The following is a 24,533-nucleotide window of genomic DNA, read 5'->3' on the forward strand; positions in this document are numbered from 1 at the left end:
TGATCAGGCAGTTGATCAGGCAGTTGGGCAAAAGCCGCGCAATGGTCGAGATCGACGCCTCGTTGGAGACGAAGCCGGAGGTGAAGACGAGGGCGGCTTCCTTGTCGTGCAGGTCGGCCAGTTCCAGCTCGAGCTCGACCAGCGGGTTGCTGGTGCCGGAAATGTTGCGGGTGCCGCCGGCGCCCGATCCCATCTTGCCGGCTGCGGCCTGGAATGCGGCGATGACGTCGGGATGCTGGCCCATGCCGAGATAGTCGTTGGAGCACCAGACGGTGATTTCCTCGGCGCGGCCGTTGGAACGCCAGATGGCACGGGGAAATTTGCCGACGATGCGCTCGAGGTCGGCGAAGACGCGGTAGCGACGCTCTGCATGGAGCTGGTCGATCGCTTCCTCGAAGAACCGCTGATAATTCATGTCGACTTTCCTTTGCCGATTGAGCATTCGCTGGTGCCGCCGCACCGTCCTCCCGCCGCCTGGAATTTGTAGCCGTTTGCGCGAAAGGCCGACCTTGATTCATGTCAATATCAAGGAGCCTGAGATGTCTTTTGGCTCAGTTCGATATGAACCTATGCAGTGATCCGGTGCGCAGGACGGAACGCGTCACGCCGCCAAAGGTCATTTCCCGCATCCGGCTGTGGCCATAGCCACCCAGAACGATCAGATCGGCCTCAATCTCCTGACAAATCCGGAGGAGCAGTTCCGCCGGTTCGGAGCGCCGTGCATCCAAGACTTCCGATCGCGCCCTAACGCCGTGCCGTCTCAGGAAAAGCTCGACGTCCGCAACATCTTCGGCGGGTGTGGCGTCCCCGTTATTCACGGTGGCGAGAACGACATCCCTGGCGGCGATCAGGAAGGGCAAGGCGTCGACGACCGAGCGCCGCGCTTCCCGCGTGTCGTTCCATGCAATCAAGATCCTTTCGGCCTTGACCGGAGCACAGGTTTCCGATGCCACAAGTATCGGGCGGCCGGCTGCGAGAATGAGACCTGCCGTGTCCAGGGTGCGATGATAATCGACCACCAGATCGGTCGCCGGCGAGCCGGTTATGATCAGGTCGGCGGCACGTGCATTGAGGCCAAGTCGCCCGGTCGGATTCCCTATTTCACCGCGCCACGTGGCACGATTGCTGCCATTGACGGTGCCTAGAAATTCCTCTCTCAAGCCGTCGAGGCGGCCTTCAATCTGCTCCACTTGAGCCCACATCGCCCTAGCCGAGGCCTGATTGTCGACGCCAGTTGGGATGACGAAATGGGGCTCTGCCGCACAGAAGCCGATCAGATCGGCATCATGCCGTTGAGCAAGATCCCACGCCATCGCGATGCGCGGCGTGGCGATGCTGTCCACGTCCAACTGAACCATGATCGTTTTGAAAGCCATCGCGGCACCCTTTTGCGTCGAAGCGAGCTAGCCACAACGGAAGGGCAGCGACTTTGATGCGTGTCAAACGCTCCAACGGACCAGCGGCGCTCGATTGCTCGCACATTCCGGCAAGGTCATGCGCGGGTTGATCCGGATCAATGACCCGCCAACGAATGGGACTAGCATCGTGTGGCGCAGATTTTGTTTGCGCGCCTCACACGGAGTGTATCGATCATGCAGACCCATCTCGAACCGTCGCAATTCGGCATGCAACTGTTGCCGATGGCGGAAAATAGTCAGAAGGTCGTCATCTCTGCGGCGTCGCTTCATGCGCACGCCTTCAAGGCTATGATGCGCTATCAGATCGAAACGCTCGCGTTTCTCAAGAACCGCTACGAGCAGGATGTTAAGCTCGCCGACGATCTCGTCGCCGGTTTCGAATTCAACGATGCCTTCGATATCTTCTCCGCCTTCCTGCAGAATGCGACATCTGAATACGCTTTGGAAGCCGGCAAGGTCGCGGCGCTGACCTCCAAGCTCGCGTCAGAAACGGCCAGACGCTTGCGCAAGGAAGCCAGAACCTCAATCGAGGACGTGGCGGCGAAGACAATTGCGTAAATCTGAACGCGGAGGCCTGCAATAATGAGTGGCTATAGGAGCATTGGGCGCCGCTGGCGGCGACGTAGATCGGTTTGCGCACTTGCGGCGGTGTTGCTTGGTTCGGTGCTGCCTGCACAGGCCAACAGCCTGACAGAGCGCGGTCAGGCATTGGTTGAGTTCAATTGCGCCCGCTGCCACGCCACTGGAAAAACCGACACGAGCAGCCACCCCGACGCGCCCGCCTTTCGAACCTTGTCAAAGCGCTATCCGATTGCTGATCTCGAGGAGGCCCTGGCTGAAGGCATTTTGACCGGCCATCCTGACATGCCCGAGTGGATTGCCAGCCCCGACCAGATCGAGGCAATCATCGCTTATATCAGCAGCTTGCAGCAACCGTGATCGAGGCGACGGAAGGCGAATGAGCCTGACGCGCTCCGTTGAGCGATCGACCGCAACGCCGATTGCGGCGCCAGCAGGTTAGCCCCAAAGCGGGCTAGGGCAGCATCCGGTCAGCGGCACGGAAGAATGTCCGCGCATGCGCCACGATCTGGGCCTGCGTAGGATGATCTGCCGGTTCAATGCCGACGATGCGATCCTTCAAGTGCGGATGGTGGTCGCGGATATGCTTGGCCAGTTCGTCCTTTGCCGATCCTGACCCCATAATCAGCCATTCCTTCGCCGGCAGCAGGGCGTTTAGAACATCGTGGAAGAAGGCCGCGTTTTCCGGTCCGCGCTTGCCATCGACGGTGCCTGCCTTGTTGTGGGTCTGGTGATGCGCAAGCGTCGTGGCAAGATGCAGGCTCTCTGCTGTCTCACGGTTGAAGAAAAACACCTTGGCTTCGCGATGGTCCAGCCAGACGACGGCATGTTGGATCTGCATGTTGATGCATCCTTAAGGCTATTGTTGAGGGGTGTGCGCTAGCGTCGCCGTGAGGCGTCGAATGCCTCACGCGGATCGGAGCCCCAATGCCAGGATCGAGCCGGGTTCGATGACGGCATTTGCTGTGGCGACAATTGAGCGGCCACCTGCCGGCGTGACAATCTCGTGAAGCGCGTCTTCGACGCGAAGTTCGGCTATTCGCTCGGACGCCCATAGCGCTTCGTCGACTTTCATGTACTGCATCGCATTTCTCCTTTGCGTCGAATGATAGGCCAGTCGCCAACCTGCTCCTTGATCACGATCAAGGAGCAGACAGGATGCAAGCCCACGCGCAGGCGATGGCGGCTACACAGACACATGAGTGAAACCTCGTCCCACAATCGCATCACGCAATTTCAGAAATGATCCAGATCAAGGCGCAAACCCGCGCTTGAGAGATCATCGGACCATGTGGACCCCAATACCAAGCGCACCATATGGTCGCGAACTCGAACTCGCCGTCTTTGACGAGGAGGGAATGCATGCGCTCGTATTTCCGTGCATGAAGAGTCGCGAAGGCTGGAAAAACGCCACTACCGGCGCCCGTGTTGACATACGGCCCACCCACTGGCGCGATTGGCAGGAGGAAAAGGCTCAGGCCAGAGCTGGCAACCCCCTCGAAGGCTCTCCCTAGGGCCTGGCTTCCACGATCAGCGCCATGCGCACAAGATGTGACAGGCTGCCCGCGCCCATCTTGCTCATGACATTGGCGCGATGGATCTCGACCGTGCGCGGGCTGATCCCAAGGTCATAGGCGATCGTCTTGTTCGGCAGGCCCGACACAAGCCCGTCCAGAACTTGCCGCTCGCGCTCCGACAAGGTTGCCAAACGCCCGCGGATATCCGCGGACTGCGGATGCGCTGCATTCGCCTGGTTGCGATTAGCCAACGCGGAGCGGATAGCGCCAATCAGCATCTCGTCATCGAACGGCTTTTCGATGAAATCGGAAGCCCCCTCCTTCATAGCTTGAACGGCGAGCGCCACATCGGCATGGCCCGTCATGACGATCACCGGAATCGTATGACCGCCCGCTCTGAGCTGGCGCAGGAACTCGATGCCGTCTATGCCCGGCATGCGTACGTCGGTGACAATGCAACCGTCGAGATTGTTCGGCGCCGTCGAGAGAAAAGCTGTGGCCGATTCGTGCAGGCGCACAGCGAAGTCCGCTGTCGCCAGAAGAAACCCAAGCGACTTGCGGACATCGATGTCGTCGTCGACCACGTGCACCAGATCATTATCGGCCATTAGAGACCTCTTCCTTCCCGACGATGCGCAAGGTGAACCGAAAGGCGGTTCCCCCAGTAGGCACTGCCTCGGCCCATATGTGTCCGCCGTGCGATTCAACGATGGTGCGGCAAATGGAAAGGCCGACACCCATGCCTTGCTTCTTGGTGGTTACGAATGGCTGGAAAAGTTGTGCCGAGACCTCCGGCGCGAGGCCCGGGCCAGTGTCGATCACGCTCACCTCGGCCATCCCATCATCGCGGGCAACGGTCTCGACTTTCAATTCGCGGCGCGGGGCATCCTGCATGGCCTCCACGGCGTTGCGCAACAGGTTGAGCAGAACCTGCTGAATCTGGATACGGTCTGTGAGGACCAGCTCGGCGGCAGGGTCAAGCTTGTAGCTGACGAGGACATTTATCTCCCGCGCACCGACCAGGGCCAGCGACGAGGCTTCCTCGATCAGCGCTGGCAGGTGTTCAACCTGACGCTCGCTTTCGCCTCGTGCAACAAAATCCCTGAGATGACGAATGACGTCTCCTGCCCGAAGGGCCTGCTCGGCTGCCTTCTCCACCGCATCCCGCAGCATGGGCGCGTTCTCTTCCTGGCTCTTTTCGAGCAGCCGGCGACTGCCCTTGAGGTAGTTCGTAATGGCGGTCAATGGCTGGTTGATCTCATGAGCAAGCGTCGAGGCCATTTCGCCAAGTGCGGTAAACCGCGCCATGTGGAGCAGCTCCTGCTGCTGCTCTTGAATTCTTGCTTCTGCCCGGTGGCGTTCGGTGAGGTCGCGGCAAAAGCCGGTGAAGAAGCGTCCGGTTCCCGGATGCATCTCGCCGACGGAAAGCTCCATCGGGAAGGTCGTGCCATCCTTGCGCGCCCCGGTAACGGTGCGGCCGAGCCCGATGATCCGGCGCTCTCCCGTCGTCAGGTAGCGAAGCAGATAGGCATCATGCTCGTCGCGATAGGGCGGCGGCATCAGCATTTTCACGTTTTGGCCAATAACTTCGCCTGACTGATAGCCGAACAGCGTCTCGGCTGCGGTGCTGAAGGACTGGATCCGGCCCTGTTCATCAATGACGACCATTGCGTCCGGCACCGTGGCCAGGATCGATCGCAGGTGATCTTCGCGCAACAGAAGAGCTGCGTTTGCAAAGGAGAGTTCGCTGACATCCGTGCCTTCAACGAAGATCGCGGTAATGCGGCCATCGTCGGCCTTGATCGGCTGATAGACAAAATCCAGGATGCGTTCTTCGACCGGCCCGTCGGCCTTGTTGCGAAGGCCGACCTTAACGCTCTGGCCCCTATATGGCTCGCCGGTCGTGTACACGTGGTCCAGATGTTCGAAAAATTCATGTCCTTCGAGCTCGGGAAAGGCCTCCCGCACCGACTTTCCAATCACCTGCCTGCCGCCGATCAAACGCTGGTAGGCGGCATTGGTCACTTCGAAAACATGACCTGGCTCGCGCATCAGAGCTATAAAGCCCGGAGCCTGATCGAACATTCGTGACAAGAGTGATTTCAGTGTCGTCCCGCCGGGCGACAGACTGAGCTCTTCGTCTTTGATCACCTGAAGTTCCTGCGTTCGAGACGGTGCTACCCAGGCTAACTATCACTACTCTGAGCGCACGCAAAACGGTTCGGGACGACGTCTTCGACGCAGTTGCAGTTTGCGGGCGCAATTGGCGGTCTTTGACCCGCATCAAGGCATCCGGCGCTGGCGAATGCAATTCTTCACGCATTCGACCAAATCAGCGAAAGGCACCCGGAATGTCTTACAAATCAATCATCGTGAACCTCGCCGTCGATGCGAACCCGGCACCCATTGTGCGGGTGGGGATCGAACTTGCCGAACGATTTGGAGCTCATCTTGTCGGACTGGCAGCGGCGGATGTCCCGCCTCTCGTCGCGACAGGCGACGGCATGGTCTACGAAGGCGAAGTCATGCAGATCCAGAGAACGGAAATCGAAAAGCGGCTTGCGGAATTGCGTGCCGAGTTCGAGGAACTGGTGCCGGCTTCGATTACCAGCGAATGGGGGCAAGCGGTCTGCAGTCCGACCCGGTTCCTCAGTGTTTCGGCCAGAGCAGCCGACCTCATCGTCACCAGCGGTGTAGATGGAGACAACGTCTTTCGCGCCGTGGATATCGGCAGCCTCGCGCTGGGTGCCGGGCGGCCAGTCCTGGTCACCGCAGGCAACATCGAGCATATCCGCGCAAAAACCGTGCTGGTTGCCTGGAAGGACACCAGGGAGGCACGGCGTGCGATAGCAGATGCACTGCCATTTCTGGGCAAGGCCAACGAAGTTGTCGTCGCCACGATAGACACCAACCGCGACGAAACCAGCCGTGACAGCCTCGACGATGTCGTCGTGTTTCTTGAACATCATGGCATCAAGGCGCGAACCGAGCTGATCGCCGGCGAGGCTGACGGCGACCGGCTGTTGACATTCGCCCGCTCGATCCATGCGGATCTGATCGTCTCTGGCGCCTATGGCCATAGCCGCTTGCGGGAATGGGCGTTTGGCGGTGTCACCCGCACATTGATCGAAGAGAGCAGCATCAACCGCTTCATGTCGTATTGATGATAAGCGAAACCGACCAGCAATCCGTCGCGCCAGACGGTGCCTATTGGTCGCTTGAGGCCAATGAACTCCTGCGCCGCCTCAAGTCGTCTGCCTCGGGCCTGGCCGGTTCCGAGGCGGCATCGAGGCTCGCAAAATTCGGCCGAAACACACCGGCGTCGAAGTCAAATGCGTCGGCTCTGATCGTGCTTGCCCGGCAGTTCCGTAGCCCGCTGGTCCTGATCCTCATTTTCGCGGCCAGCGTGTCCGCCTTCGTCGGAGAGGACCAGGAGGCCGCGATCATCGGCGCGATCGTCCTGGCAAGCTGCGTCCTGAGCTTCACCCAGGAGTATGGTGCGTCGCGGGCAACCGAAGCGCTGAAACAGCGTATTTCGCGCAAGGCTATTGTGTTGCGTGATGGCGTCGAATGCTCGGTTGCTGCCGAAGATATCGTGCCGGGCGACTTGATCCGCCTGTCGGCCGGAAACCTCATTCCTGCGGACGGTATCATTCTGGACGCGCGCGATTTCAATGTCAGCGAGGCCGTGCTGACCGGTGAAACCTTTCCCGTTGTGAAGGCACCGGGGCGGTCGGCGCCCGAGGCTTCGGTCGCACAGCGCGGCAATGCGGTCTTTACGGGCACATCAGTCCGCAGCGGCACTGCAACCGTGCTTGCGGCAGCGACGGGCGCCAACACTGAATTTGCATCGATCGCTGCGGCCCTGGAGCGCCAAATCCCAGAAACGGGGTTTGCTCGGGGCATAAGACTGTTCGGCTATCTGATGACAGAGATCATGCTGGCGATTGTCATCCTGGTGTTTTTCGCCAACCTGATGCTGCATCGTCCGCTGATTGAATCGCTGCTGTTTTCCTTGGCGCTGGCGGTTGGTCTTACGCCGGAGCTCCTTCCGGCCATTATCAGTGTGACGTTGGCTAGAGGGGCTCGCGCGATGGCTGCCAATGGCGTCATCGTGCGCCGTCTCGACGCCATCGAGAATTTGGGCAGCATGGACGTGCTCTGCACCGACAAGACCGGCACGCTGACGGAGGGCGTGATCCACCTCGATGGATGGCTTGATGTCGACGGCAATCCGTCAACCGACATTCTGCTTTGGGCACGTCTCAACGCGACCTTGCAGACCGGATTGAAGAACCCGCTGGACGAAGCGATCGCCGGTGCGCCGGGCGAGGGCGCATCATTGGCTGCTTTCACCAAGGTCGACGAGATCCCCTATGATTTCATTCGCAAGCGCTTGTCAGTTGTTGTGCGGACCAAGGATGCCGAAGATCTTCTGATCACCAAGGGCGCCGTACTAAATGTCCTCGAAACGTGCGGCTTCGTCAGCACGGTGAAAGGGCTGGAACCCCTCGATGAGAAGCAGCGTGCGGCGATCGACGAACGATTCCGGCGCTGGAGCGCGGACGGCTACCGCGTCCTGGGTCTGGCAATCCGTCGATTTGAGAGCCGGAAAACGTTCAGCAGGAAAGACGAAATCGATCTCGTCTTCGCAGGCTTCCTGCTTTTCCTCGACCCGCCAAAGGAAGGCGTCAAGGAGACGCTAGTCGAGCTCGCCCACCGCGGCATCGCGGTAAAAGTCATTTCGGGCGACAACCGCTACGTTGCCGCACACCTGGCGCAAGCGGTCGGCTTGCACGCCAACAGGATCATGACCGGCGAGCAGCTTTCGAAATTGACCAAGAGCGCGCTCTTTGCGTGCGTGCAACACACCGATCTCTTCGTCGAGATCGACCCCAACCAGAAGGAGCGCATCGTTCAGGCCTTGCGGAGCAGGGGCCATGTCGTTGGCTACCTTGGCGACGGCATCAATGATGCGCCCGCCCTTCATGAGGCAGACATAGGGATCTCGGTCGACACCGCTGTCGATGTCGCGCGCGAAGCGGCCGATATCATCCTTCTCAAGCAAGATCTGGGCGTACTCGTGCGCGGCGTCGACGGCGGCCGCATGACATTCGCCAATACGATGAAGTACATTTCAATTACCACCAGCGCCAATTTCGGCAACATGATCAGCATGGCTGTCGCCTCGCTGTTCCTGCCTTTCCTGCCGCTTCTGGCAAAGCAGATACTGCTCAACAATTTCCTTTCTGACGTTCCTTCGCTCGCCATCGCAAGTGACAATGTCGATGCCGACCAACTGCGCCGGCCTCGCCAGTGGGACATCCGTTTTGTGAGGCGGTTCATGATCAGCTTTGGCCTGGTCAGTTCGCTGTTCGACTTCGCGACCTTCGCGTTCCTTCTGTTTTTCGCCCATGTCACCGAGGCCGCATTCCAGACCGCCTGGTTTGTCGAGTCGTTGCTGACGGAGCTAGCCATCGTGCTCATTGTGCGCACGCACAGGGCTTTCTGGGCGAGCCGCCCAAGCCCGTTGCTTGCCTGGCTTACCCTGGGTGTCGGAGTTGTGGCGATCATGATCCCCTATCTGCCGTTTGCAGCCTGGTTCGGCTTCGTGCCTTTGCCACTGCCGGTGCTTGCCGGGCTTGTCGCAATCACCGCGCTCTATCTGCTGGCCTCGGAGGCGACCAAGCGCTGGTTCTTCGGACAAGAGCGCCGCCAGTCGCACCGGGAGAGGGGGAGGCAGCTGATCGACAGAGGGCCCAAGCCTCATGCGGCCTACCCGAGATTATAGGCCGCGCGGAGAGGCTTGAAGCGATGATGAAAAGAAGCGCGGGCATTCTGCCCTATCGTAGGTCGAACAAGGAACTGCAGGTGCTGCTCGTCCATCCGGGCGGCCCATTCTGGCAAAGCCGCGATCTTGGCGCCTGGTCCATCGCCAAGGGCGAATATGACGAAGGCGAACAGCCAGAAGCCGCGGCGCGGCGCGAATTCAAGGAAGAGACGGGTTGGGAGCCCAAGGGGGCCCTGCTCAACCTGGGTGAGTTGCGCCAGCGAAAAAGCAAACTCATCACTGCTTTCGCGCTGGAAGGCGATTTCGATACCGCGACGTTGCGCAGCAACATGTTTGAGATGGAATGGCCACGACGCAGCGGCCGCATTCATTCGTTTCCCGAGGTGGATCGTGGTGAATGGCTGGATCTCGACCTGGCCCGGGAAAAACTGCTTGCCGGTCAGCGGCCCTTTCTCGACCGCCTTGTCGCTTCGGTTTTGCGCCTCACCGCCTGTTGATCGAGATCAACGCCGCCGGCCGCCAACATCGCAATGATGGCCACTAGGCAGGAGTGATCAACATGACCTTTCTCGATTATCTGATTTCAGTTGACGCCAGGACCGCTTTAATGGGTCGCATGATGCAGAAGCTTGGCGTCGACAAACAATTGAAGTCGGTGCCGGGCCATGCGGCCGTCACCACTCGGGCGGTGGAGCGCTGCCGCTCCTGTGGGCATCAGGACGAATGCTCGGTCTGGCTCGACGAACATCAGCAAGCAGATAACCCACCAGACTATTGCCGCAACAGCGACTTGATCGCGCGACTGCAGCACGCAGCCGGCCAACGGTAGGGTCTCGAGCGCCCAGCCTTGACGAAGTCGGTGCCGTCTGTGTCCTTGACGAGAGTCGACGCAAACCGACCATTTGCAGATGACAGGTTTTACATCTCACGAGACCAGGCAGTTTGGACAACCTATTTCTTCTAGAAGCATTTCTGCTCTTTGTGGCACCAGGACCAACAAACGCCCTTTTGATGGCGGGGGCGGTCAAGGGAGAGAATGCGATCAAGCTTTTGGCCGCTCAGGCATGCGGATACGGGATCGCATCCGCGTGCTGGTTTTCGCTGCGTCCCGTTGTGTCGCCGGATGCCATTCAAATACTTAGGCTGGTTGCAGCCGCATGGCTCGTGTTTCTTGGCCTGCGTCTGACGGCGAGCGCCAGGATCAACGCTTCCAAGAACGGCGACGCCATTTCTGTTGCGGCGACCAGTGCCCTGAATCCGAAAGCATTTATTTATTGCCTGGCTATCGTGCCGATTAACATTGAGCCACGTGCGCTGGGGATCTTCTGGGTTGCGCTCCTGGTGATGACAGCTGCCACCGGATCGGTGTGGCTTCTGCTGGGTCGGCGCTTCAGCGGAGGCAAAAGAATGGCAGAAAGAGTTGCGGGCGCGGCACTTGTTGCATTCGCCCTGTTGCTCCTTCGACCATTGATACCTCTGGTCGCGATCTGAGCGCGGCGAGGCCTGGGCGATCATTGGCAGGTCACCGTGGCAATGGTGTCTCGCCTTGCCGCAGGAGTTTTATGACGTGACTTTTCTTGACTCCGCTACGAAACAAGGATGACGGACACGGGATCGGCGCAGAAGAGACCATCCTCGACCGCTTTGACGCCAGCGACGTTTTCGGCCGCAACAATGGCCGCCTGGCGCTCACGTTCGTCGAGGATGGCGCCGCTCAGTTTCACCACGCCATTGTTCACCGTCACGTTGATCAAGTCCTTGCCGGCCCATTTCTGCGCCGCTAGCTCGGTCGTGATGTTCTGCCGAATCAGTTCGTCATCGATGGCTGCAGGGGCGGCATCGGGAAGAACGCTGAGCAATACCCGCAGAAGATCAGAGCGGGTGATGATACCCACGACTTTCCCATCGTCGACGACCGGAATGCGTTTGATGTGCCGACGCGTCATGAGGTCGACGACCTCGGCGAGCGATGCGGTAGGGGATGCTGTGACGACATCTTGCGACATCACTTCCTCGATCCGTCGGCCATTGGCGCGGACATATTCATCGGCGGCCTTTCCGGGGCTGACGAGAAACTCCAGCCAGCGCGAGCGCTTGCGCTGCGTGCCCAACTCTCCGCGACGCAGGAAATCGCTCTCGCTGACCATCCCCACCAAGGTGCCGTCGCCGCGAATGACGGGAAAGCCGCTGATCTTCTTGAAGAGCATCAACCCGGCCGCCTCGGCAATCGATGCAGACGGGTCTACGCTGACGACTGGCTTGCTCATTATGGCTTCGGCTTGCATGTTCGCTCTCCGGAGTTTTCCAAACCTCCGGCTTCTTAGAATTCCCATGCATGAAGCGCCTTGATCTGAATCATTTTGCAATCGGGGCAAATGGTCCAAATGTGGGGTCGCGAATGACGGGGCGCGCGCCTGTCAGCCAGCGATAGCGGTCTTGGCGACGTTCACGCCAAGTTCGTAGACAAGAAGTCCGCCGTAGTAGGCCGTCGCAGTGACCAGCACCGCCCCGCAAATTTCAATCAGAGGAATGGCGATCGATACAGTTCGAAACTCGCGGTTCCGGATCCAAAGTGCGAGCCTCACCAGACCCCAGATCAGGAAGGCAAAGGCAGTAATACCCCCCAGGCTTTCGTGGACTTCCGCGATATCGCTGCTGAAGCCGGCCGCTTCGGCGTGATCCAGGGCAAGACCGCCGAAGAACCAGGTCCCAATGGCGAAAACCCCGGCAGCAAGGGCCACAAAAGTAGAGATCGTGCCGGCGCCCGATTTCCTGGTGACGGCGTTGCCGCCGGCCAAAGCCACAAGGTCGATAGCTGCAAGCATGTAGATCAGAACAATAGGGAAATGAACAAGAACGGGGTGGATCTGTTGAATGGGTATCACGAAAACTCTCCGGAAAATCGGTAGGGATGGTTGCCAGCCTTGCAGCGAGCCTAGGCCAACGACATTTGCGCTCATTCTGCGCTGCGGCGGGCCACGCACTGCGAACGAGAGGTCTAGTCGTTTTCGTCGGCCTCGCCGCCCTGCCGGTCGTCGCAAGCGTCGTCATCACCCTTGATGGCTTTCGGGGCGGTTGCATCCTGCATCGGGATGGCCTGCAGGTCGATCGGGTCGGACGGGTCAACAGATGCTGGCGCCCCACATGATCCTTCGTCCGATTCAGCGGCCGCCGGCAGGGCAAAGGTTGTGAGGCCTGCAAGTGCTGCAAGGACAAACATGGAATTGCGCATGGTCTGGTATCCTTCTCGGCGCGGCCATGATTGGACGCGATAATGCGTTGATATGGATCCTTCGCTTGCTGCGGGCTGAGGATGATTGACAGCAAATTGAAAGCTTGAACGTGCGACATGCCTTGCCGATGAAAAGCCAGTTGAAGCGTTTGGCGGTGCTGGGTCTCGCTGGACTTGTCTTGGCCATGCCTGTCGCTGCCCGTGCCGATGAGGACGATGACGGCGACCATGACCGGGCACGGGATTTGTACGAGCACGGCGAGATCAAGGGCCTTGCCGACATACTGGACGTTGTCCGCGCCCAAGCTCCCGGCGATGTCGTGGCGGTCGATCTCATCCGCAAAGCCAACACATGGGTCTACCGATTCCAGGTCGTCGGTGCCGATGGCCGGCGAAAGACCGTCGACGTCGACGCCGGTGCCGGTGTCATCATGCGCGATGGGGAGGGCGACTGATGAAGATACTCCTCGCCGAAGACGAGCCCCGTATCGCTGCCGATATCGCGACCGCCCTCAAGGCGTCCGGAATGGCGGTCGATGTCGTAAAGGATGGTGAAGCTGCCTGGTTCGCAGGCGATGTCGAGAATTATGACGCCGCGATTCTGGATCTCGGATTGCCCAAGCTCGATGGCCTCACGATCTTGAAACGTTGGCGGGCCAACGCCCGCCGGTTTCCGGTTCTCATCCTGACCGCAAGGGGGATGTGGACGGAGCGCGTCGAGGGCATCAACTCCGGCGCCGATGACTATCTTCCCAAGCCTTTTGAAATGGAAGAACTGCTCGCCCGGTTGCGGGCCATCCTGCGGCGCTCGGCAGGGCAGGCGGCACCCGTTTTGAGGTCTGGCCCGCTGCTTCTGGACACGCGCCAGATGCGCATTTCGCTGCGCGGCATTCCCGTTTCCCTGTCGCCGCTGGAGTACCGGCTCCTGGCGTTTCTGATGCATCATGCAGGACGAGTGGTGGCGCCGACCGAACTGGCTGAGCATCTTTACGATTCGGGCAACGACCGCGATCCAAACGCGATCGAGGTCATTGTCGCGCGATTGCGACGGAAGCTCGGCAGCGATGTCATCGAAACACGACGCGGGTTCGGGTACCTGATGCCCGATGATGCCGCCTGATGGGCAACTCGATCCGCTTCCGGCTGTGGTTGGCGGCAACCATCTCGATCCTTGTCGCACTCGGCATCGCCGGCGCCGGCTTGCGCTATCTGTTCGAACTTCACGTCGAGCGGCGCGTGGTGGGCGAGCTGACGGTCGACCTCAATGAACTGATCGGCGCAACGACCTTTACAAGCGATGGCCGCCTTGTCGTGAGCCCAGTGCTGACCGACCCGCGGTTTGCCAATCCACTCTCCGGTTACTACTGGCAGGTGGAGGACATCGCCACCGGCAGCCTCGAGCGTTCGCGATCATTGTGGGACGCCAAGCTGCTCCTGCCTGCCCGGAGCGCAAGCGGTGGGCTGCGAACGGTCGAGGAGTTCACGGGCCCGGGCGGAGAACTCAGTATTGCGGTCGAGCGTACGATCATCGATGCCGGTGGCCGCTCCTTTCGCGCCATCGTGGCGGAAGATCATCGAACCGTTGAGGCGTCTGTAAGCGAATATGTTCGTGATCTTGCTCCGGCTCTCCTGATGCTCGCGGCAGTCCTCATGGCCGCCTTTTTCATCCAGATCACCATCGGCCTTGCGCCGCTGGAGACCTTGCGGGTCGCCGTCGGAAGCGTGATTGCGCAGCGAACGGCACGGCTCGATGTGGTGGCACCAAGCGAGGTGCAGCCGCTCGCTGACGAAATCAATCGTCTTCTCGATGCCCAGGAGAAGGCTCTGGCACGAGCCCGCTCGCGCGCCACCGATCTGGCGCACGGCCTCAAGACGCCCCTGCAAGTGCTGTCGGCCGACATTCGTGCCTTGCGCAAGAAAGGCGAGACGGATCTGGCCGACGAGATCGAGAAGAGCGCCGGAGCGATCCGGCGCCATGTCGAGCGGGAGCTGGCGCGCGCCCGCCTCGCGCCCGGCGTCTCGGGCAAGGCATCCTGCCTTGTGTCTGACGTCGCGGCCGGCGTCGTTGCCGTCGTCAGACGGACGCCAAGCGGCAAGCAGCTTTCATTCACGATGAAGGTCGCGGAGGATCTGGTGGCGCCAATCGATGAAGGCGACCTGTCGGAAATCCTGGGTAATCTGATCGAGAATGCCGCGCGCTATGCAAAGTCGTCAGTCCGTGTCGATGCATCCGCAACCGCCGGCGAGGTGATCGTCACTGTCGCCGATGATGGCCCAGGTATAGCGGATGCCGATCGGGAGTCCGCCATGTCGCGTGGCGTCCAGCTCGACAGCAAGGGCGGCAGCGGCGGTCTCGGCCTGGCCATCGTTTCCGACATCGTTGAAGCTTATGGCGGCCGCCTTGCCATGGCCAACGCCGATCCGGGTCTGGTCGTGACCATTTCCTTGCCGCGCCACGGTTGAGCGTGCTTCAGGCAAAGCCGGGGAAATAGTCGACCTTTATCCTCGAGCGGCGAACGCCCATGGCCAGCAGCTTCTGGCGCAGCGCCTTGACCATTGCCTGCGGGCCGGAAATGTAGAAAGTGCGCTCGAGATAATCGGGCATGGCCAGACGGATCAGGCGCTCATCGATGTATCCGTGATACTGCCCGCGCTCGCTGCCACGCGCCACCGCGTGGACCGTCTTGATACCAAGTTCCTGCCTGGCCGCGCCAAGCACATCGCGATATGCGATGTCCTGCTGTCCCTCGGTTCCGTAGAGGATGACGATCGGTCGCCGCTCCTTGCGATCGAGCAGATATTGCAGCATCGAGCGGAACGGCGTGATGCCTATGCCTCCGGCCAGGAAAGCGATCTTGGTTTCGCGACGGGCGGGCAGTGTGAAGTTGCCGGCCAGTTGCGCGGCGTGGATCGTGCTGCCCGGCTTCATGGTCATCAATTCGCGCTTGAAGGCGCTTGATTGCGGATAGAACTTGACGCCGAGCCGGACCGTTTCCTCCGTCGGCGCCGAGGCCACCGTGAAATAACGGCGGTTGCCGCGATTGTCGGCACGATCGAGGCCAAGCGTCCATTCAAGATATTGGCCGGCCTCAAAGGCGAGCTTGCGCGGCGACCGGAAGATGAAGTCAAAGCTATCGACGGCCGATTGCTCGATGCGTTCGAGCGTCAGCACGAAGCGACCCTTGGGTCCTGCCGCATAGGCAAACAGGTTGCCGGCGAGCAGCGCCAGTTCCGGTGTGAAATAGAACGAACCGATATGGATGTTGGGAGCAAACAGAAAGCCGACGATGGCGGCAAAGGCGAGGCGCGGCCATCGCATCGTCGGCGCCGTCAGCGGCTCGGTCAGCATCACGAAGGCAAAGAACAGCAGAGGTGACGAACCCAGTGTCTCCGTAAGTGCGGTCCAGTACTGCGACGGATCGCTGGTTGCCAGAATGGTCGCCAGCGCCACGACAAAAAAGGTCGAGACAAGATCAAGCCGGCGCAGTTTGCGGACAATGAGCATGCCGCCGAGCAGAACGAGCGGAAGCAACGGCAGATTGCCGCCAACCCACCAGGTGGCTGATTGGTCGAGCAGCAGCGCCGACAGCGCCACGCCCAGCGCAGCCGGATTGAAAAGGTGCTTCCGGCCGATGGCGAGAATGAATTTGGATGAAATCGCCCAGACGGACGCGAATCCCACCGCTGCGATTCCCTTGATGTCGGTGGTGGCTACCGGATCGAGGATGAGCGCAAGGATGAGCGCGGTGATGTAGACGGACTCGTTGTTGGCCGGGACCGCAAAGACATGCGCAAAGACCTTGTTGGTGAGCCAGCAGGCGGCCAGCGCCAAAGTCATTGTGAAGGCGAGCGCAATCGGATCATTTGGCACAAGCTTGGCGAAGCCGAGCACGAGCGCTGCACCGACCAGCGCCATCAGATAGTAGAGAACCAGCCGGTACATGGTCAGATGATCGAGAACTCGGTCGATGGTTTTGATCATGGCAGGCAAAGGGCTCCGAACCCGGTTGTCGGTGTGGCGCGGCCATTGGTGTCGATTACATAGCCCTCCAGGCCGGGCGTCTGCTCGATGAAGAGAATGCCCTCCCGGCCCATGGCGAAGGCAGCAGTGGCGAAACGATCGGCTTCGAGCACATCGGCGCCGATGACGGTCAGGCTGACGATGTCCTGGATCGGACTGTCAATTGCATGCGGGTTGTAGATGTGTTGACCCCGCACATAGGTTCCGGAGGTCGCCAGTCCGCGACCACGGGGATAGACGATTTTTACGATCTCGTGGGCGTCGAAGGGATTGCGGATGCCGACGCTCCAGTCCTGACCCGAGGCATTCTTGCCGCAGGACTGCACGTCGCCTCCTGCCTCGATGAAGAAATCGCGGATGCCGGCTCGCTGAACGATGGCTGCCGCGTTGCGGATTGCCCAGCCCTTGACGATGCCCGATGGATCGAGCGATCCGTCGGGCTTGCGAATATCGAAGTATCCGCCGGTCTCGTCTTTCGTCTGCCGCGCGAGAGCAAACACTTCGGTCATCTCGCCGCTCCACTCGACGACCGGAACGTCGCCGCGGTTGATGGCCGTGATTTCGCTGTCGGCCCGGTATGTGCTGAAGCGCCGATCGATATGCTCGAAATAGCCGAAGACCGTCTCGATCAGCTCATCGCTCGACGCGCCGCCGACGTCGACCGTAATGGGCATTCCCATCAAAATACGCGTTTCGCGCATGGACCTAGGACGACGCTTTCTTCAGCGCGCCGCGCAGCGACTGGATGAAGGCCCTGCTGGTCAGGGTCGCGCCCGAAATGATGTCGACATTGGCGCTTTGGGCGCGGATCGCTTCGTCGCGCAGCATGGGCAGCGCCTGCCTGTTGATGCTGACGGAGGTGCGGCGATCGGATGGATATTTGAGCACTTTCAGCGCCGTAAGCTGTCCGCCCTGCACGAGGGCCTGAATCTGGATGATGCCGTAATAGGCATCGGCGGGCGGGCCAGTGTAGACGCCGTCGGCATAGGCCTGTGCGGCGAGCTTCATGCCGACCCGGACAACATGTGCGGGCGCCTCCGGATATGCCGGCCGCTGCTGCGGGACAGGTATGTAGACGGCAGGAGTTATGGCGAATGAAGGCGTTGACGACGCAGTATTGCTGACAGCCGGCAGTACTGGCTGCTTCGGTGGCGCCGGCGATGGTTGTGGTGCCACCCCAACTGCTGTCTGCTCCACGGGATCATTTGGCCGTCTGGCGTCAACTGCTATGCCCGCCGTCGTTTCCCTTGCGATCGGGAACCTTGTCCTGAACTGGGGTGAGGGCGCCGGCAAGGTCCGGAACACCGGCGCGGTTGAGCCTGGCGCCTCTGTCGCGTCTGCCGGCAGCGCCGAACCAAGCACATCTTCGGCTGGCCGTTTGCCGGCTTGATCCCAGACATAGGCGCCGGAGGCGGCGATCACCAGAAGTGACAGAGCAATCTGTTTCATCGGAATTGTGCTTCCACGTTGAACCTTGCAGAGGCGACCCATCTGGTGCGCTTCGGGTGCAATATCCCACGACCAAGCTTACAACTGGCTGTCAGCCGAGGACGAACTCCGAGGGCCGTGAAAGCTCAAGGGACGGCAAAGTGACTTGTCCTAGATCAAGATCGTCGCATAAGCAGCGAGGTAGGAAGGTTCTCTCAAACGAGGTAGCTGCCTATGACTGTTGCCCACGAGCCGGCCGGATACACCGGAACCCAGATAGTGCTGCATTGGATTATCGCGGTGCTGATCGTTCTGCAGCTTGTGATCGGTGAGGACATCAAGCCGGCTTACCGGGCGTTCTCGCGCGGCACCGAGCCGGCAGCTGGCGACATCCTTAACGCGAACATTCATGTCTATGTCGGTTTGGCCGTTCTGGTGCTGGCGACCTGGCGGTTTGCGATCCGTCTACGGGATGGTGTGCCGGCGGCGCCGCCCGAAGAGAGCGTCTTGTTGAAGCGGATTGCCGCGGCAGCCCATTTCCTGCTGTATCTTTTCATTTTCGGGATGCCGATTACCGGGGCGCTGGCTTGGTACTTCAGCTTTCGAGTGATGGGGGAGATTCACGAACTCGCCAAGCCGGTGATCATCATTGTCGTCGGCCTGCATGCCGCAGCCGCGCTGTGGCAACATTTCTATGCAAAATCGGATGTGCTGGTCAGAATGCTGCGACCTGCCGGACGGCGTGCGCAGTGATGTCATGAGCCGCCTGCACAATGAAAACCATCTCGTATCGCGCGTCGGCTGGTTGCGTGCCGCCGTGCTCGGCGCCAATGACGGCATCGTTTCGACGGCCAGCCTGATCGTTGGCGTGGCGGCGGCCAATGCCGCGGCCTCCAATGTTCTGGTGGCTGGCGTCGCCGGACTGGTCGCCGGTGCGATGTCGATGGCGGCGGGCGAGTATGTCTCGGTCAGTTCGCAGTCTGATACCGAACAAGCCGACCTTGCCCGCGAGAAAGGGGAACTGGCGACGCAGCCAGATTTCGAGCGACAGGAACTTGCGGAGATCTATGTCAAACGTGGCTTGGAACCAGCGCTTGCCTTGCAGGTCGCCGACCAATTGATGGCGAAGGACGCGCTCGGCGCCCACGCTCGTGACGAACTCGGTATTTCGGAGGTGACGACGGCCAGACCGATCCAGGCCGCGCTGACCTCTGCGGCAGCATTTTCGGTTGGCGCGGCCATGCCATTGGCGATGGTGCTTGTTACGCCGGCCGCCTGGCTTGCCGCAACGGTGTCTGTTGCCTCGCTCCTGTTCCTGGCGGTTCTGGGCGCCATTGGGGCCAAGGCCGGCGGCGCCAATGTGTTGAGGGCAACTGTTCGCGTCACCTTCTGGGGGGCGCTGGCAATGGCGCTGACCGCCGGTATTGGTGCCATCGTTGGTACTGCCATCTGACGGTTTTGCGACCTTGATCCCGACCTCCGCCAACGGCGCTTTTCCTCCCGCAATATAGTCTCGAGAGGGTTCGGCCCATTTCTACGAAGTTGCGCAAGCACAACGAAGGCGGCGCGCGCGGGATGTATCACGAGGCTTCGCAAATCGCGGAGACCCTATCGTGAAGGAACTCAGTTCGATCGGGCGGGACATGATCGTCGACGAGATCATGCGGAAATGGCCGGCAACGGTGGCGGTGATGCTGAGCTACAGGATGCTTTGCGTTGGCTGCCCGATCGGCACTTTCCATACCGTTGCCGAAGCATGCCGCGAACATCGGATCGACGAGGCCCGCTTCATTTTGGACCTGGAATCGGCTGTTCGAGGCGAACGGTGAGGATCACCCCTTGCTGCGGTTCTCGGCCAGAACCACAAGGCGATGCGCATCTTTCACGGTGACTTTCTGGCGCCCGCTGACGATTATTCCATTGTCTTCCCACTTGCTGAGCAGGCGGCTGACGGTGTGCAGCGTCGTTCCCGTCATCTCGGCAATATCCTGCCTCGAAATCGGGAAGTCGATTTCGATGCCGCTGTCGGTCTTTCGGCCGGTCTGGTTTGCCAACCGCAACAAGGCATGCGCAACACGCTGCTCCACCTGCTCCGTGGACATCTCCACCACCCGCGTCTGCGCCTCCTGCAGCCTGGCTCCCACTGTCCTGTAGGTGGTTGCCCCAAACGCCGGGAACCGTCGCGCCAGCTCTGGCCAAAGAGCGTTGGGCCAGGCCAGCACCACGCAGTCGACAGCCGCGACAGCGCTGGCGGGATAGGTCGTCCGGCCAAGCGCCGCGGCGACACCAAAAATCTCGCCTTCGCTGATGTATCTGGCGATGACCTGCTGCCCATCCGGCGTGGTGCGGACGACGCGTATGTGGCCAGAGATCAGCACGAAAAACGAATGGGCCTCGGTTTCCTGCTCGAAGATGGCGGAGTCCTTGGCGTAGCGTGACGATCGAGCGCCTTTGAGAATCTCGCTTTGCTCCTGGGGGGCCATCCCCTGGAAGAGCGGCAGCTGCGATATCAGCGATCGGTCCAGCGCAACCAAGCGGATTTCCTCACAGGCCTACGGTCCGCACCAATCGTGCGGCAAACCTTCTTATCCCGAGTTTGCGTCAGCGCAAATTGTCCCCGGCCGTATCAGGCTAAATGGCATGGAACGGCGCAATGCCGCTAAGACGGAACAAAGGACAAATCGATGAAATTCTCCATTCTCGCTGCAGCAATCTCCATCCTGGCGCTCTCCAGCGGCGCAAGCGCGGAAGAGCATGTGGTGCAAATGCTCAACAAGGGCGAAAAAGGCGCAATGGTTTTCCAGCCGGCCTTCGTCAGGGCGGCACCCGGCGATACCGTCAAGTTCGTGCCGACCGACAAGGGCCACGACGCGGAGTCGATCAAGGGAATGATCCCGGATGGTGCTGAGCCTTTCAAGGGAAAGACCAACGAGGAAATCACCGTCACACTGACCCAGGAAGGCGTCTACGGCGTCAAATGCGCGCCCCACTACGGCATGGGCATGGTCGCACTCATCGTTGTCGGCAAGCCGGCCAACCTCGATGCCGCAAAGGCGGTCAAGCACGCAGGGAAGGCAAAGACGGTGTTCGCGGATCTGTTCACCCAGATTCCCGCCAACTGACCAGCAATCGAGTACAGCCATGCCTGCCGCGTGAAAGGGCAGGTGTGGGCCGGATGGACCGTGGACGGCGGTTCATCCGGCCCTGTTCGTTTGAGGATGCAGATCATGGGAATTCCCCGCCTTAGGGCCTACACCGGGCCTGCATTTCTTTCCTACGGGTTCAGGCCCTTCTTCTTTCTCGGGCCGCTTTATGCCGCGCTCTCCATTCTGCTTTGGCTGCCGATGTATGCGGGCGAAATCGATGCTCATAGTGTTTTTGTTCCCGTCGACTGGCACATACACGAGATGCTGTTCGGCTATCTGCCGGCGATCGTCACCGGGTTCCTGCTGACCGCGATTCCGAACTGGACCGGTCGGCTGCCTGTGCAAGGCTTGCCGTTGCTGGCCCTGGTTGTCCTGTGGCTTGCCGGCCGCATCGCTGTCTTCTTCTCGGCGGATATTGGCTGGCAAACAGCCGCTGTGATTGACGGCTCTTTTCTGCTTGCGGTCGCCGCGGCGGCGGCCCGCGAAATCGTTGCCGGACGCAACTGGCGCAATCTCAAGGTGTTGCTGCCGCTTGCGGCTCTGGCGTGCGCCAACGGCGCGTTCCATATCGAAGCGCACCTCGAAGGAACATCCGATATTAGCCGCCGGCTCGGCATGGCTGCGGCGATCATGCTCATCACGCTGATCGGGGGGCGCATCATTCCGAGCTTCACCCGCAACTGGCTCGTTCGCGAAAATCCGGGCAGGCTTCCCGCGCCGTTCGATCGTTTCGACATCGCGTCGCTTGTCATCTCAGCCATGGCGCTGGGGGCGTGGACGTTCGCTCCCGACCGCGGCGCGTCAGCAACGCTCATGGCCGTCGCGGCAGTCTGCCAGGCATGGCGTCTGTCGCGCTGGGCTGGCGAGCGTACACTGCGGGATCCGTTGGTGCTGGTTCTGCATCTTGCGTATGCCTTCGTGCCGGTCGGTCTTGCCCTGGTGTCGGCGTCGATCTTCTTTCCCGATGCCGTGCCGGCGGCTGCAGGACTTCACGCGCTCGGGACTGGTGCTATAGGCTCGATGACGCTTGCCGTGATGACCCGCGCGACGCTCGGCCACACCGGGCAAAAGCTCAAGGCTGGCAAAGGCGCCTTGTTCATCTTCGCCACCATCCTTCTGGCGGGAACATTGAGAATCCTGGCCGCCTTCGTGCCCTATGACGTGGTGATCGACATGGCCGGCACCGCATGGGTGGCGGCATTTGCAAGCTTCATCCTGATCTACGGAACCGCGTTGATGACGCCAAAGGCACGGTGAGGCGACGGGTAGAGTAGGCGACAGGCGAAATGCGATGGAGCAGACGCTTCTATTTTTTCACGCAATGCCGAGGTAGCCGAGGAAACGGTTCGCCCATCCTCGATGGTCCCGGACCAGCCTGAATCCCAGATTGTCGGGAGGTGTGCCAACGGCGCAGCCTCCGCTTTTCCCGTCGCCGACGAAGTTCGACATGTAGGCCCTGTGAAGCCCTTCAAGGACGTGGACGCCGCAATTGTCGACCGAACTCGCGACACCGGTTCCACCCGCAGCCAATGTGGTGCGGACATAGCAGGTCGAAGTCCACTCCCAGACGTTGCCGGAAAAGTCGGCGAGGCCTAAGGAATTCACACCAAAGGAGCCACAGCTCCTGGGCAAGGGGTCCGGTTTGCGATTGAGGTCCACCTCGGCCTTGTAGCTGGTGAGCCAACGCCTGGCGGGATTGTTGGCATCGTTTTCGACACCCTCAAATTCCCCTGCGAACCGCTCGGCCGCAGCAAACGCCCACTCCTCATCGGATGGCAGCCGCCAGTCGTCGCCTGTCGCCTTCGAATACCATTGGGCGTAGGCATTGGCGTCGAGATAGCTCACTCCGGTAACGGGAGCATCGGGCGGGATCGCGCGCGTCTCCTGTGCCGGCTGACAGCCGCCAGCCGCCACACAGGTTGCATAGTCTGACGCGCTGACCTGATAGGTCATGATTTCGATAGGTTTGTTGAACTGTCGGCTGAGTCGCGGATTTGCTTGCGGTCGCCCATTCCTCAGGAACTCGCCCGGCAGGGGATAGGCGATCGAACCGGCGGCCAAGGTAACTGTCGTGGCGGCGGGGTGGGACTGTCGATGTCCGTTCCGGCTGATGGCGGACAAGCCCATCGGAACCGTTGCGGCCGCCGTGGCGACCGAAACAACCTTCAGGATGAAAGGAGACATGGCTTTGCCCATGCCCGGACAGCGATGCTGTCCGGGCAAATTGGAGTGCCGTCAGTTGGTGGCGATGGGTTTAGGCGCCTCGACCTGTGTCATCAGGTCGTCGTCCCACTCGCCCTCGACCATGAAGTGAGCGGTCGCCCCGAGTTCTACGGCTTCGATCAGATTGTGGTTGACGTAAGCGTAGACCCCGGGCTGCAGGAATGTATAGAGCGCCGAGCCTGCCGAACCGCCGCGGATGAACCAGGTTTCCAGATCCTTGGCCGGCGGGTTGGCAAATTTTCCTTGTTCCCAGACATAGTCGCCGTGTCCACCGATGAGATGTGGCCGCGTATCGCGGTTGGCCTGTGAATGGACGATCAAGACGGTTTCGCCGACCTTGGCTTTCATGGCGTTGTCACCGGTCAGCGATCCGACCTTGCCGTTGAACACGACATGCGTCGGGATCAACCCGCGCATGACCTTGACGATGTCATCGTAGCCGTCGCCGGCCGATTCGTAGCTCTTGAAATTGCCCTTCTCGTCGCGGGGAATATAGAAGTCGCTCTCGCCGATGTAGAAGATCTTGTCGTACTTGATCGGCTCGCCCTTGTCGTTCCTGAGCCCGTCGCGCGGCAGCACCATGATTGCGCCATTCATGCCGGAGACGACATGCCACGGGATCATCGGACCACCTGGCGCACAGTGATAGACAAATGTTCCCGTTCGCGTCGCCTTGAAGCGCAGGGTCACCTGTTCGCCGGGATTGATCAGTGTGAGGGCGCCGCCGCCAAGCGCACCGGTCGCGGCGTGGAAGTCGATGTTGTGGGCAAGTGTGTTGGTATCGGGGTTGATCAGCGTCAGTTCGACATAGTCGTCCTGGTGCACGACCATCAGCGGGCCGGGGATCGAGCCGTCATAGGTCATCGCATTGAGCTTCGTGCCATCGGCATCGATGACAACAGGCTTTTCCTCGATCGTCATGGTGAACTCGAGGATTTTCGGTCCGCCCTTGGCGATCTGATCATGCGGATGCACGAAAGGCGGTGCCACGAGCTGGATCTTTTCGCGGGGGAGCCCCTGAATGTCTGCCTTTGTAACCGTTGCCGACAATGCCGGCAGTGCCGTCACGGCGGCAGCGCCAATGGCTGCTCCGAAAAGGGCCTCGCGTCGCGTGATCATGTCAGTCTCCTGTCTTTCCACCGTTGCAGATGAGTAGAAGCTATCTGACCTGACGCAGC

Annotated in this window: 30 protein-coding genes; 15 read left to right on the plus strand and 15 right to left on the minus strand. The window is 60.5% G+C overall.

The window, feature by feature from the left end; all coding sequences use genetic code 11:
• Positions 1–415: aminotransferase class I/II-fold pyridoxal phosphate-dependent enzyme (locus AC1D0N_RS30360; protein ID WP_477250138.1), on the minus strand; the 415-nt coding region annotated here is incomplete at its 3' end.
• A 136-nt stretch (positions 416–551) separates the two neighbouring features.
• Entirely contained in the window at positions 552–1,376 is an 825-nt protein-coding gene (locus AC1D0N_RS30365) for a universal stress protein (RefSeq protein ID WP_477250140.1), read from the minus strand.
• Between the two features lie 171 nt (positions 1,377–1,547).
• On the opposite strand from AC1D0N_RS30365, the gene AC1D0N_RS30370 reads away from it, so the two are divergent.
• Both AC1D0N_RS30370 and AC1D0N_RS30375 read left to right on the plus strand, forming a co-directional pair.
• Complete coding sequence (locus AC1D0N_RS30370; RefSeq protein ID WP_477250142.1) at positions 1,548–1,976, plus strand: TroA family protein; 429 nt, start codon at positions 1,548–1,550, stop codon at positions 1,974–1,976.
• Positions 1,977–2,000: 24 nt separating this feature from the next.
• On the plus strand, positions 2,001–2,357 hold the full coding sequence (locus tag AC1D0N_RS30375) for a c-type cytochrome (protein WP_477250144.1): 357 nt from the start codon (positions 2,001–2,003) through the stop codon (positions 2,355–2,357).
• Between the two features lie 94 nt (positions 2,358–2,451).
• On the opposite strand, the gene AC1D0N_RS30380 is transcribed toward AC1D0N_RS30375, so the two are convergent.
• The 4 genes from AC1D0N_RS30380 to AC1D0N_RS30395 all read right to left on the minus strand — a co-directional run bounded on the left by AC1D0N_RS30380 (position 2,452) and on the right by AC1D0N_RS30395 (position 5,599).
• Positions 2,452–2,838, minus strand: coding sequence for a translational machinery protein (locus tag AC1D0N_RS30380; protein ID WP_477250146.1), 387 nt, complete (start codon positions 2,836–2,838; stop codon positions 2,452–2,454).
• A gap of 66 nt (positions 2,839–2,904) precedes the next feature.
• Complete coding sequence (locus AC1D0N_RS30385) at positions 2,905–3,081, minus strand: hypothetical protein (RefSeq protein ID WP_477250147.1); 177 nt, start codon at positions 3,079–3,081, stop codon at positions 2,905–2,907.
• Positions 3,082–3,507: 426 nt separating this feature from the next.
• The gene (gene fixJ / locus AC1D0N_RS30390) at positions 3,508–4,122 is read right to left on the minus strand and encodes a response regulator FixJ (RefSeq protein ID WP_477250149.1); all 615 of its coding nucleotides are present in this window, start codon (positions 4,120–4,122) and stop codon (positions 3,508–3,510) included.
• A complete protein-coding gene (locus tag AC1D0N_RS30395; RefSeq protein ID WP_477250215.1) occupies positions 4,112–5,599 on the minus strand; it encodes a PAS domain S-box protein in 1,488 nt (495 codons plus the stop codon). The genes fixJ and AC1D0N_RS30395 overlap by 11 nt, the downstream gene beginning before the upstream one ends.
• Positions 5,600–5,865: 266 nt before the next feature.
• Between AC1D0N_RS30395 and AC1D0N_RS30400 the strand changes: the two genes are divergently transcribed.
• The 5 genes from AC1D0N_RS30400 to AC1D0N_RS30420 all read left to right on the plus strand — a co-directional run bounded on the left by AC1D0N_RS30400 (position 5,866) and on the right by AC1D0N_RS30420 (position 10,796).
• Entirely contained in the window at positions 5,866–6,678 is an 813-nt protein-coding gene (locus AC1D0N_RS30400) for a universal stress protein (protein WP_477250151.1), read from the plus strand.
• Entirely contained in the window at positions 6,678–9,305 is a 2,628-nt protein-coding gene (mgtA, locus tag AC1D0N_RS30405; protein ID WP_477250153.1) for a magnesium-translocating P-type ATPase, read from the plus strand. Before AC1D0N_RS30400 ends, mgtA begins: the two co-directional genes overlap by 1 nt.
• A 23-nt stretch (positions 9,306–9,328) precedes the next feature.
• On the plus strand, positions 9,329–9,802 hold the full coding sequence (locus AC1D0N_RS30410) for an NUDIX hydrolase (RefSeq protein WP_477250155.1): 474 nt from the start codon (positions 9,329–9,331) through the stop codon (positions 9,800–9,802).
• Positions 9,803–9,864: 62 nt separating this feature from the next.
• Positions 9,865–10,134, plus strand: a complete 270-nt coding sequence (locus AC1D0N_RS30415) for a DUF6455 family protein (protein WP_477250157.1) — start codon at positions 9,865–9,867, stop codon at positions 10,132–10,134.
• Positions 10,135–10,247: 113 nt separating this feature from the next.
• Positions 10,248–10,796 (plus strand): hypothetical protein, encoded by a 549-nt coding sequence (locus AC1D0N_RS30420; RefSeq protein WP_477250159.1) that lies wholly within the window; start codon positions 10,248–10,250, stop codon positions 10,794–10,796.
• A gap of 95 nt (positions 10,797–10,891) precedes the next feature.
• Here the strand turns inward: AC1D0N_RS30420 and AC1D0N_RS30425 are convergent, their stop codons facing one another.
• The 3 genes from AC1D0N_RS30425 to AC1D0N_RS30435 form a co-directional block, all read right to left on the minus strand.
• A complete protein-coding gene (locus AC1D0N_RS30425; protein WP_477250160.1) occupies positions 10,892–11,590 on the minus strand; it encodes a CBS domain-containing protein in 699 nt (232 codons plus the stop codon).
• A gap of 132 nt (positions 11,591–11,722) precedes the next feature.
• A complete protein-coding gene (locus tag AC1D0N_RS30430; protein ID WP_477250162.1) occupies positions 11,723–12,265 on the minus strand; it encodes a DUF2231 domain-containing protein in 543 nt (180 codons plus the stop codon).
• 38 nt (positions 12,266–12,303) lie between these two features.
• Complete coding sequence (locus tag AC1D0N_RS30435) at positions 12,304–12,537, minus strand: hypothetical protein (protein ID WP_477250164.1); 234 nt, start codon at positions 12,535–12,537, stop codon at positions 12,304–12,306.
• Between the two features lie 110 nt (positions 12,538–12,647).
• Here AC1D0N_RS30435 and AC1D0N_RS30440 point away from each other — a divergent pair, with 110 nt between their 5' ends.
• Genes AC1D0N_RS30440 through AC1D0N_RS30450 form a run of 3 tightly spaced genes read left to right on the plus strand, consistent with a single transcriptional unit; the run spans position 12,648 to position 15,000 of the window.
• Positions 12,648–12,992 (plus strand): PepSY domain-containing protein, encoded by a 345-nt coding sequence (locus AC1D0N_RS30440; protein WP_477250217.1) that lies wholly within the window; start codon positions 12,648–12,650, stop codon positions 12,990–12,992.
• Positions 12,992–13,657, plus strand: coding sequence for a response regulator transcription factor (locus AC1D0N_RS30445; RefSeq protein ID WP_352534866.1), 666 nt, complete (start codon positions 12,992–12,994; stop codon positions 13,655–13,657). The genes AC1D0N_RS30440 and AC1D0N_RS30445 overlap by 1 nt, the downstream gene beginning before the upstream one ends.
• A complete protein-coding gene (locus AC1D0N_RS30450) occupies positions 13,657–15,000 on the plus strand; it encodes an ATP-binding protein (protein WP_477250165.1) in 1,344 nt (447 codons plus the stop codon). Before AC1D0N_RS30445 ends, AC1D0N_RS30450 begins: the two co-directional genes overlap by 1 nt.
• Before the next feature lie 7 nt (positions 15,001–15,007).
• On the opposite strand, the gene AC1D0N_RS30455 is transcribed toward AC1D0N_RS30450, so the two are convergent.
• From AC1D0N_RS30455 to AC1D0N_RS30465, 3 genes are read right to left on the minus strand one after another with little or no spacing between them, the layout of a single operon-like run.
• On the minus strand, positions 15,008–16,519 hold the full coding sequence (locus AC1D0N_RS30455) for an RnfABCDGE type electron transport complex subunit D (RefSeq protein WP_477250167.1): 1,512 nt from the start codon (positions 16,517–16,519) through the stop codon (positions 15,008–15,010).
• Positions 16,516–17,238 (minus strand): FAD:protein FMN transferase, encoded by a 723-nt coding sequence (locus AC1D0N_RS30460; protein ID WP_477250169.1) that lies wholly within the window; start codon positions 17,236–17,238, stop codon positions 16,516–16,518. The genes AC1D0N_RS30455 and AC1D0N_RS30460 overlap by 4 nt, the downstream gene beginning before the upstream one ends.
• Before the next feature lie 25 nt (positions 17,239–17,263).
• Positions 17,264–18,007, minus strand: coding sequence for an FMN-binding protein (locus AC1D0N_RS30465; RefSeq protein WP_477250171.1), 744 nt, complete (start codon positions 18,005–18,007; stop codon positions 17,264–17,266).
• 213 nt (positions 18,008–18,220) lie between these two features.
• On the opposite strand from AC1D0N_RS30465, the gene AC1D0N_RS30470 reads away from it, so the two are divergent.
• The 3 genes from AC1D0N_RS30470 to AC1D0N_RS30480 all read left to right on the plus strand — a co-directional run bounded on the left by AC1D0N_RS30470 (position 18,221) and on the right by AC1D0N_RS30480 (position 19,815).
• Positions 18,221–18,739 carry a cytochrome b gene (locus AC1D0N_RS30470; protein ID WP_477250172.1) on the plus strand — a complete coding sequence of 173 codons (519 nt, stop codon included), beginning with the start codon at positions 18,221–18,223 and terminating at the stop codon, positions 18,737–18,739.
• Positions 18,740–18,743: 4 nt separating this feature from the next.
• Positions 18,744–19,439, plus strand: coding sequence for a VIT1/CCC1 transporter family protein (locus AC1D0N_RS30475; protein ID WP_477250174.1), 696 nt, complete (start codon positions 18,744–18,746; stop codon positions 19,437–19,439).
• Positions 19,440–19,629: 190 nt separating this feature from the next.
• A complete protein-coding gene (locus AC1D0N_RS30480; protein WP_184872276.1) occupies positions 19,630–19,815 on the plus strand; it encodes a DUF1858 domain-containing protein in 186 nt (61 codons plus the stop codon).
• 3 nt (positions 19,816–19,818) lie between these two features.
• On the opposite strand, the gene AC1D0N_RS30485 is transcribed toward AC1D0N_RS30480, so the two are convergent.
• Entirely contained in the window at positions 19,819–20,520 is a 702-nt protein-coding gene (locus AC1D0N_RS30485) for a Crp/Fnr family transcriptional regulator (protein ID WP_477250176.1), read from the minus strand.
• Between the two features lie 150 nt (positions 20,521–20,670).
• On the opposite strand from AC1D0N_RS30485, the gene AC1D0N_RS30490 reads away from it, so the two are divergent.
• Complete coding sequence (locus AC1D0N_RS30490; RefSeq protein WP_477250178.1) at positions 20,671–21,108, plus strand: pseudoazurin; 438 nt, start codon at positions 20,671–20,673, stop codon at positions 21,106–21,108.
• Between the two features lie 105 nt (positions 21,109–21,213).
• Positions 21,214–22,389, plus strand: coding sequence for an NnrS family protein (locus AC1D0N_RS30495; RefSeq protein ID WP_477250179.1), 1,176 nt, complete (start codon positions 21,214–21,216; stop codon positions 22,387–22,389).
• Positions 22,390–22,446: 57 nt separating this feature from the next.
• Here the strand turns inward: AC1D0N_RS30495 and AC1D0N_RS30500 are convergent, their stop codons facing one another.
• Positions 22,447–23,328 carry an SUMF1/EgtB/PvdO family nonheme iron enzyme gene (locus tag AC1D0N_RS30500; protein ID WP_477250181.1) on the minus strand — a complete coding sequence of 294 codons (882 nt, stop codon included), beginning with the start codon at positions 23,326–23,328 and terminating at the stop codon, positions 22,447–22,449.
• Between the two features lie 39 nt (positions 23,329–23,367).
• A complete protein-coding gene (gene nirK, locus AC1D0N_RS30505) occupies positions 23,368–24,474 on the minus strand; it encodes a copper-containing nitrite reductase (RefSeq protein WP_477250183.1) in 1,107 nt (368 codons plus the stop codon).
• Between the last annotated feature and the right edge of the window lie 59 nt (positions 24,475–24,533).

The organism is Mesorhizobium sp. P2_E10, assembly GCF_056404235.1.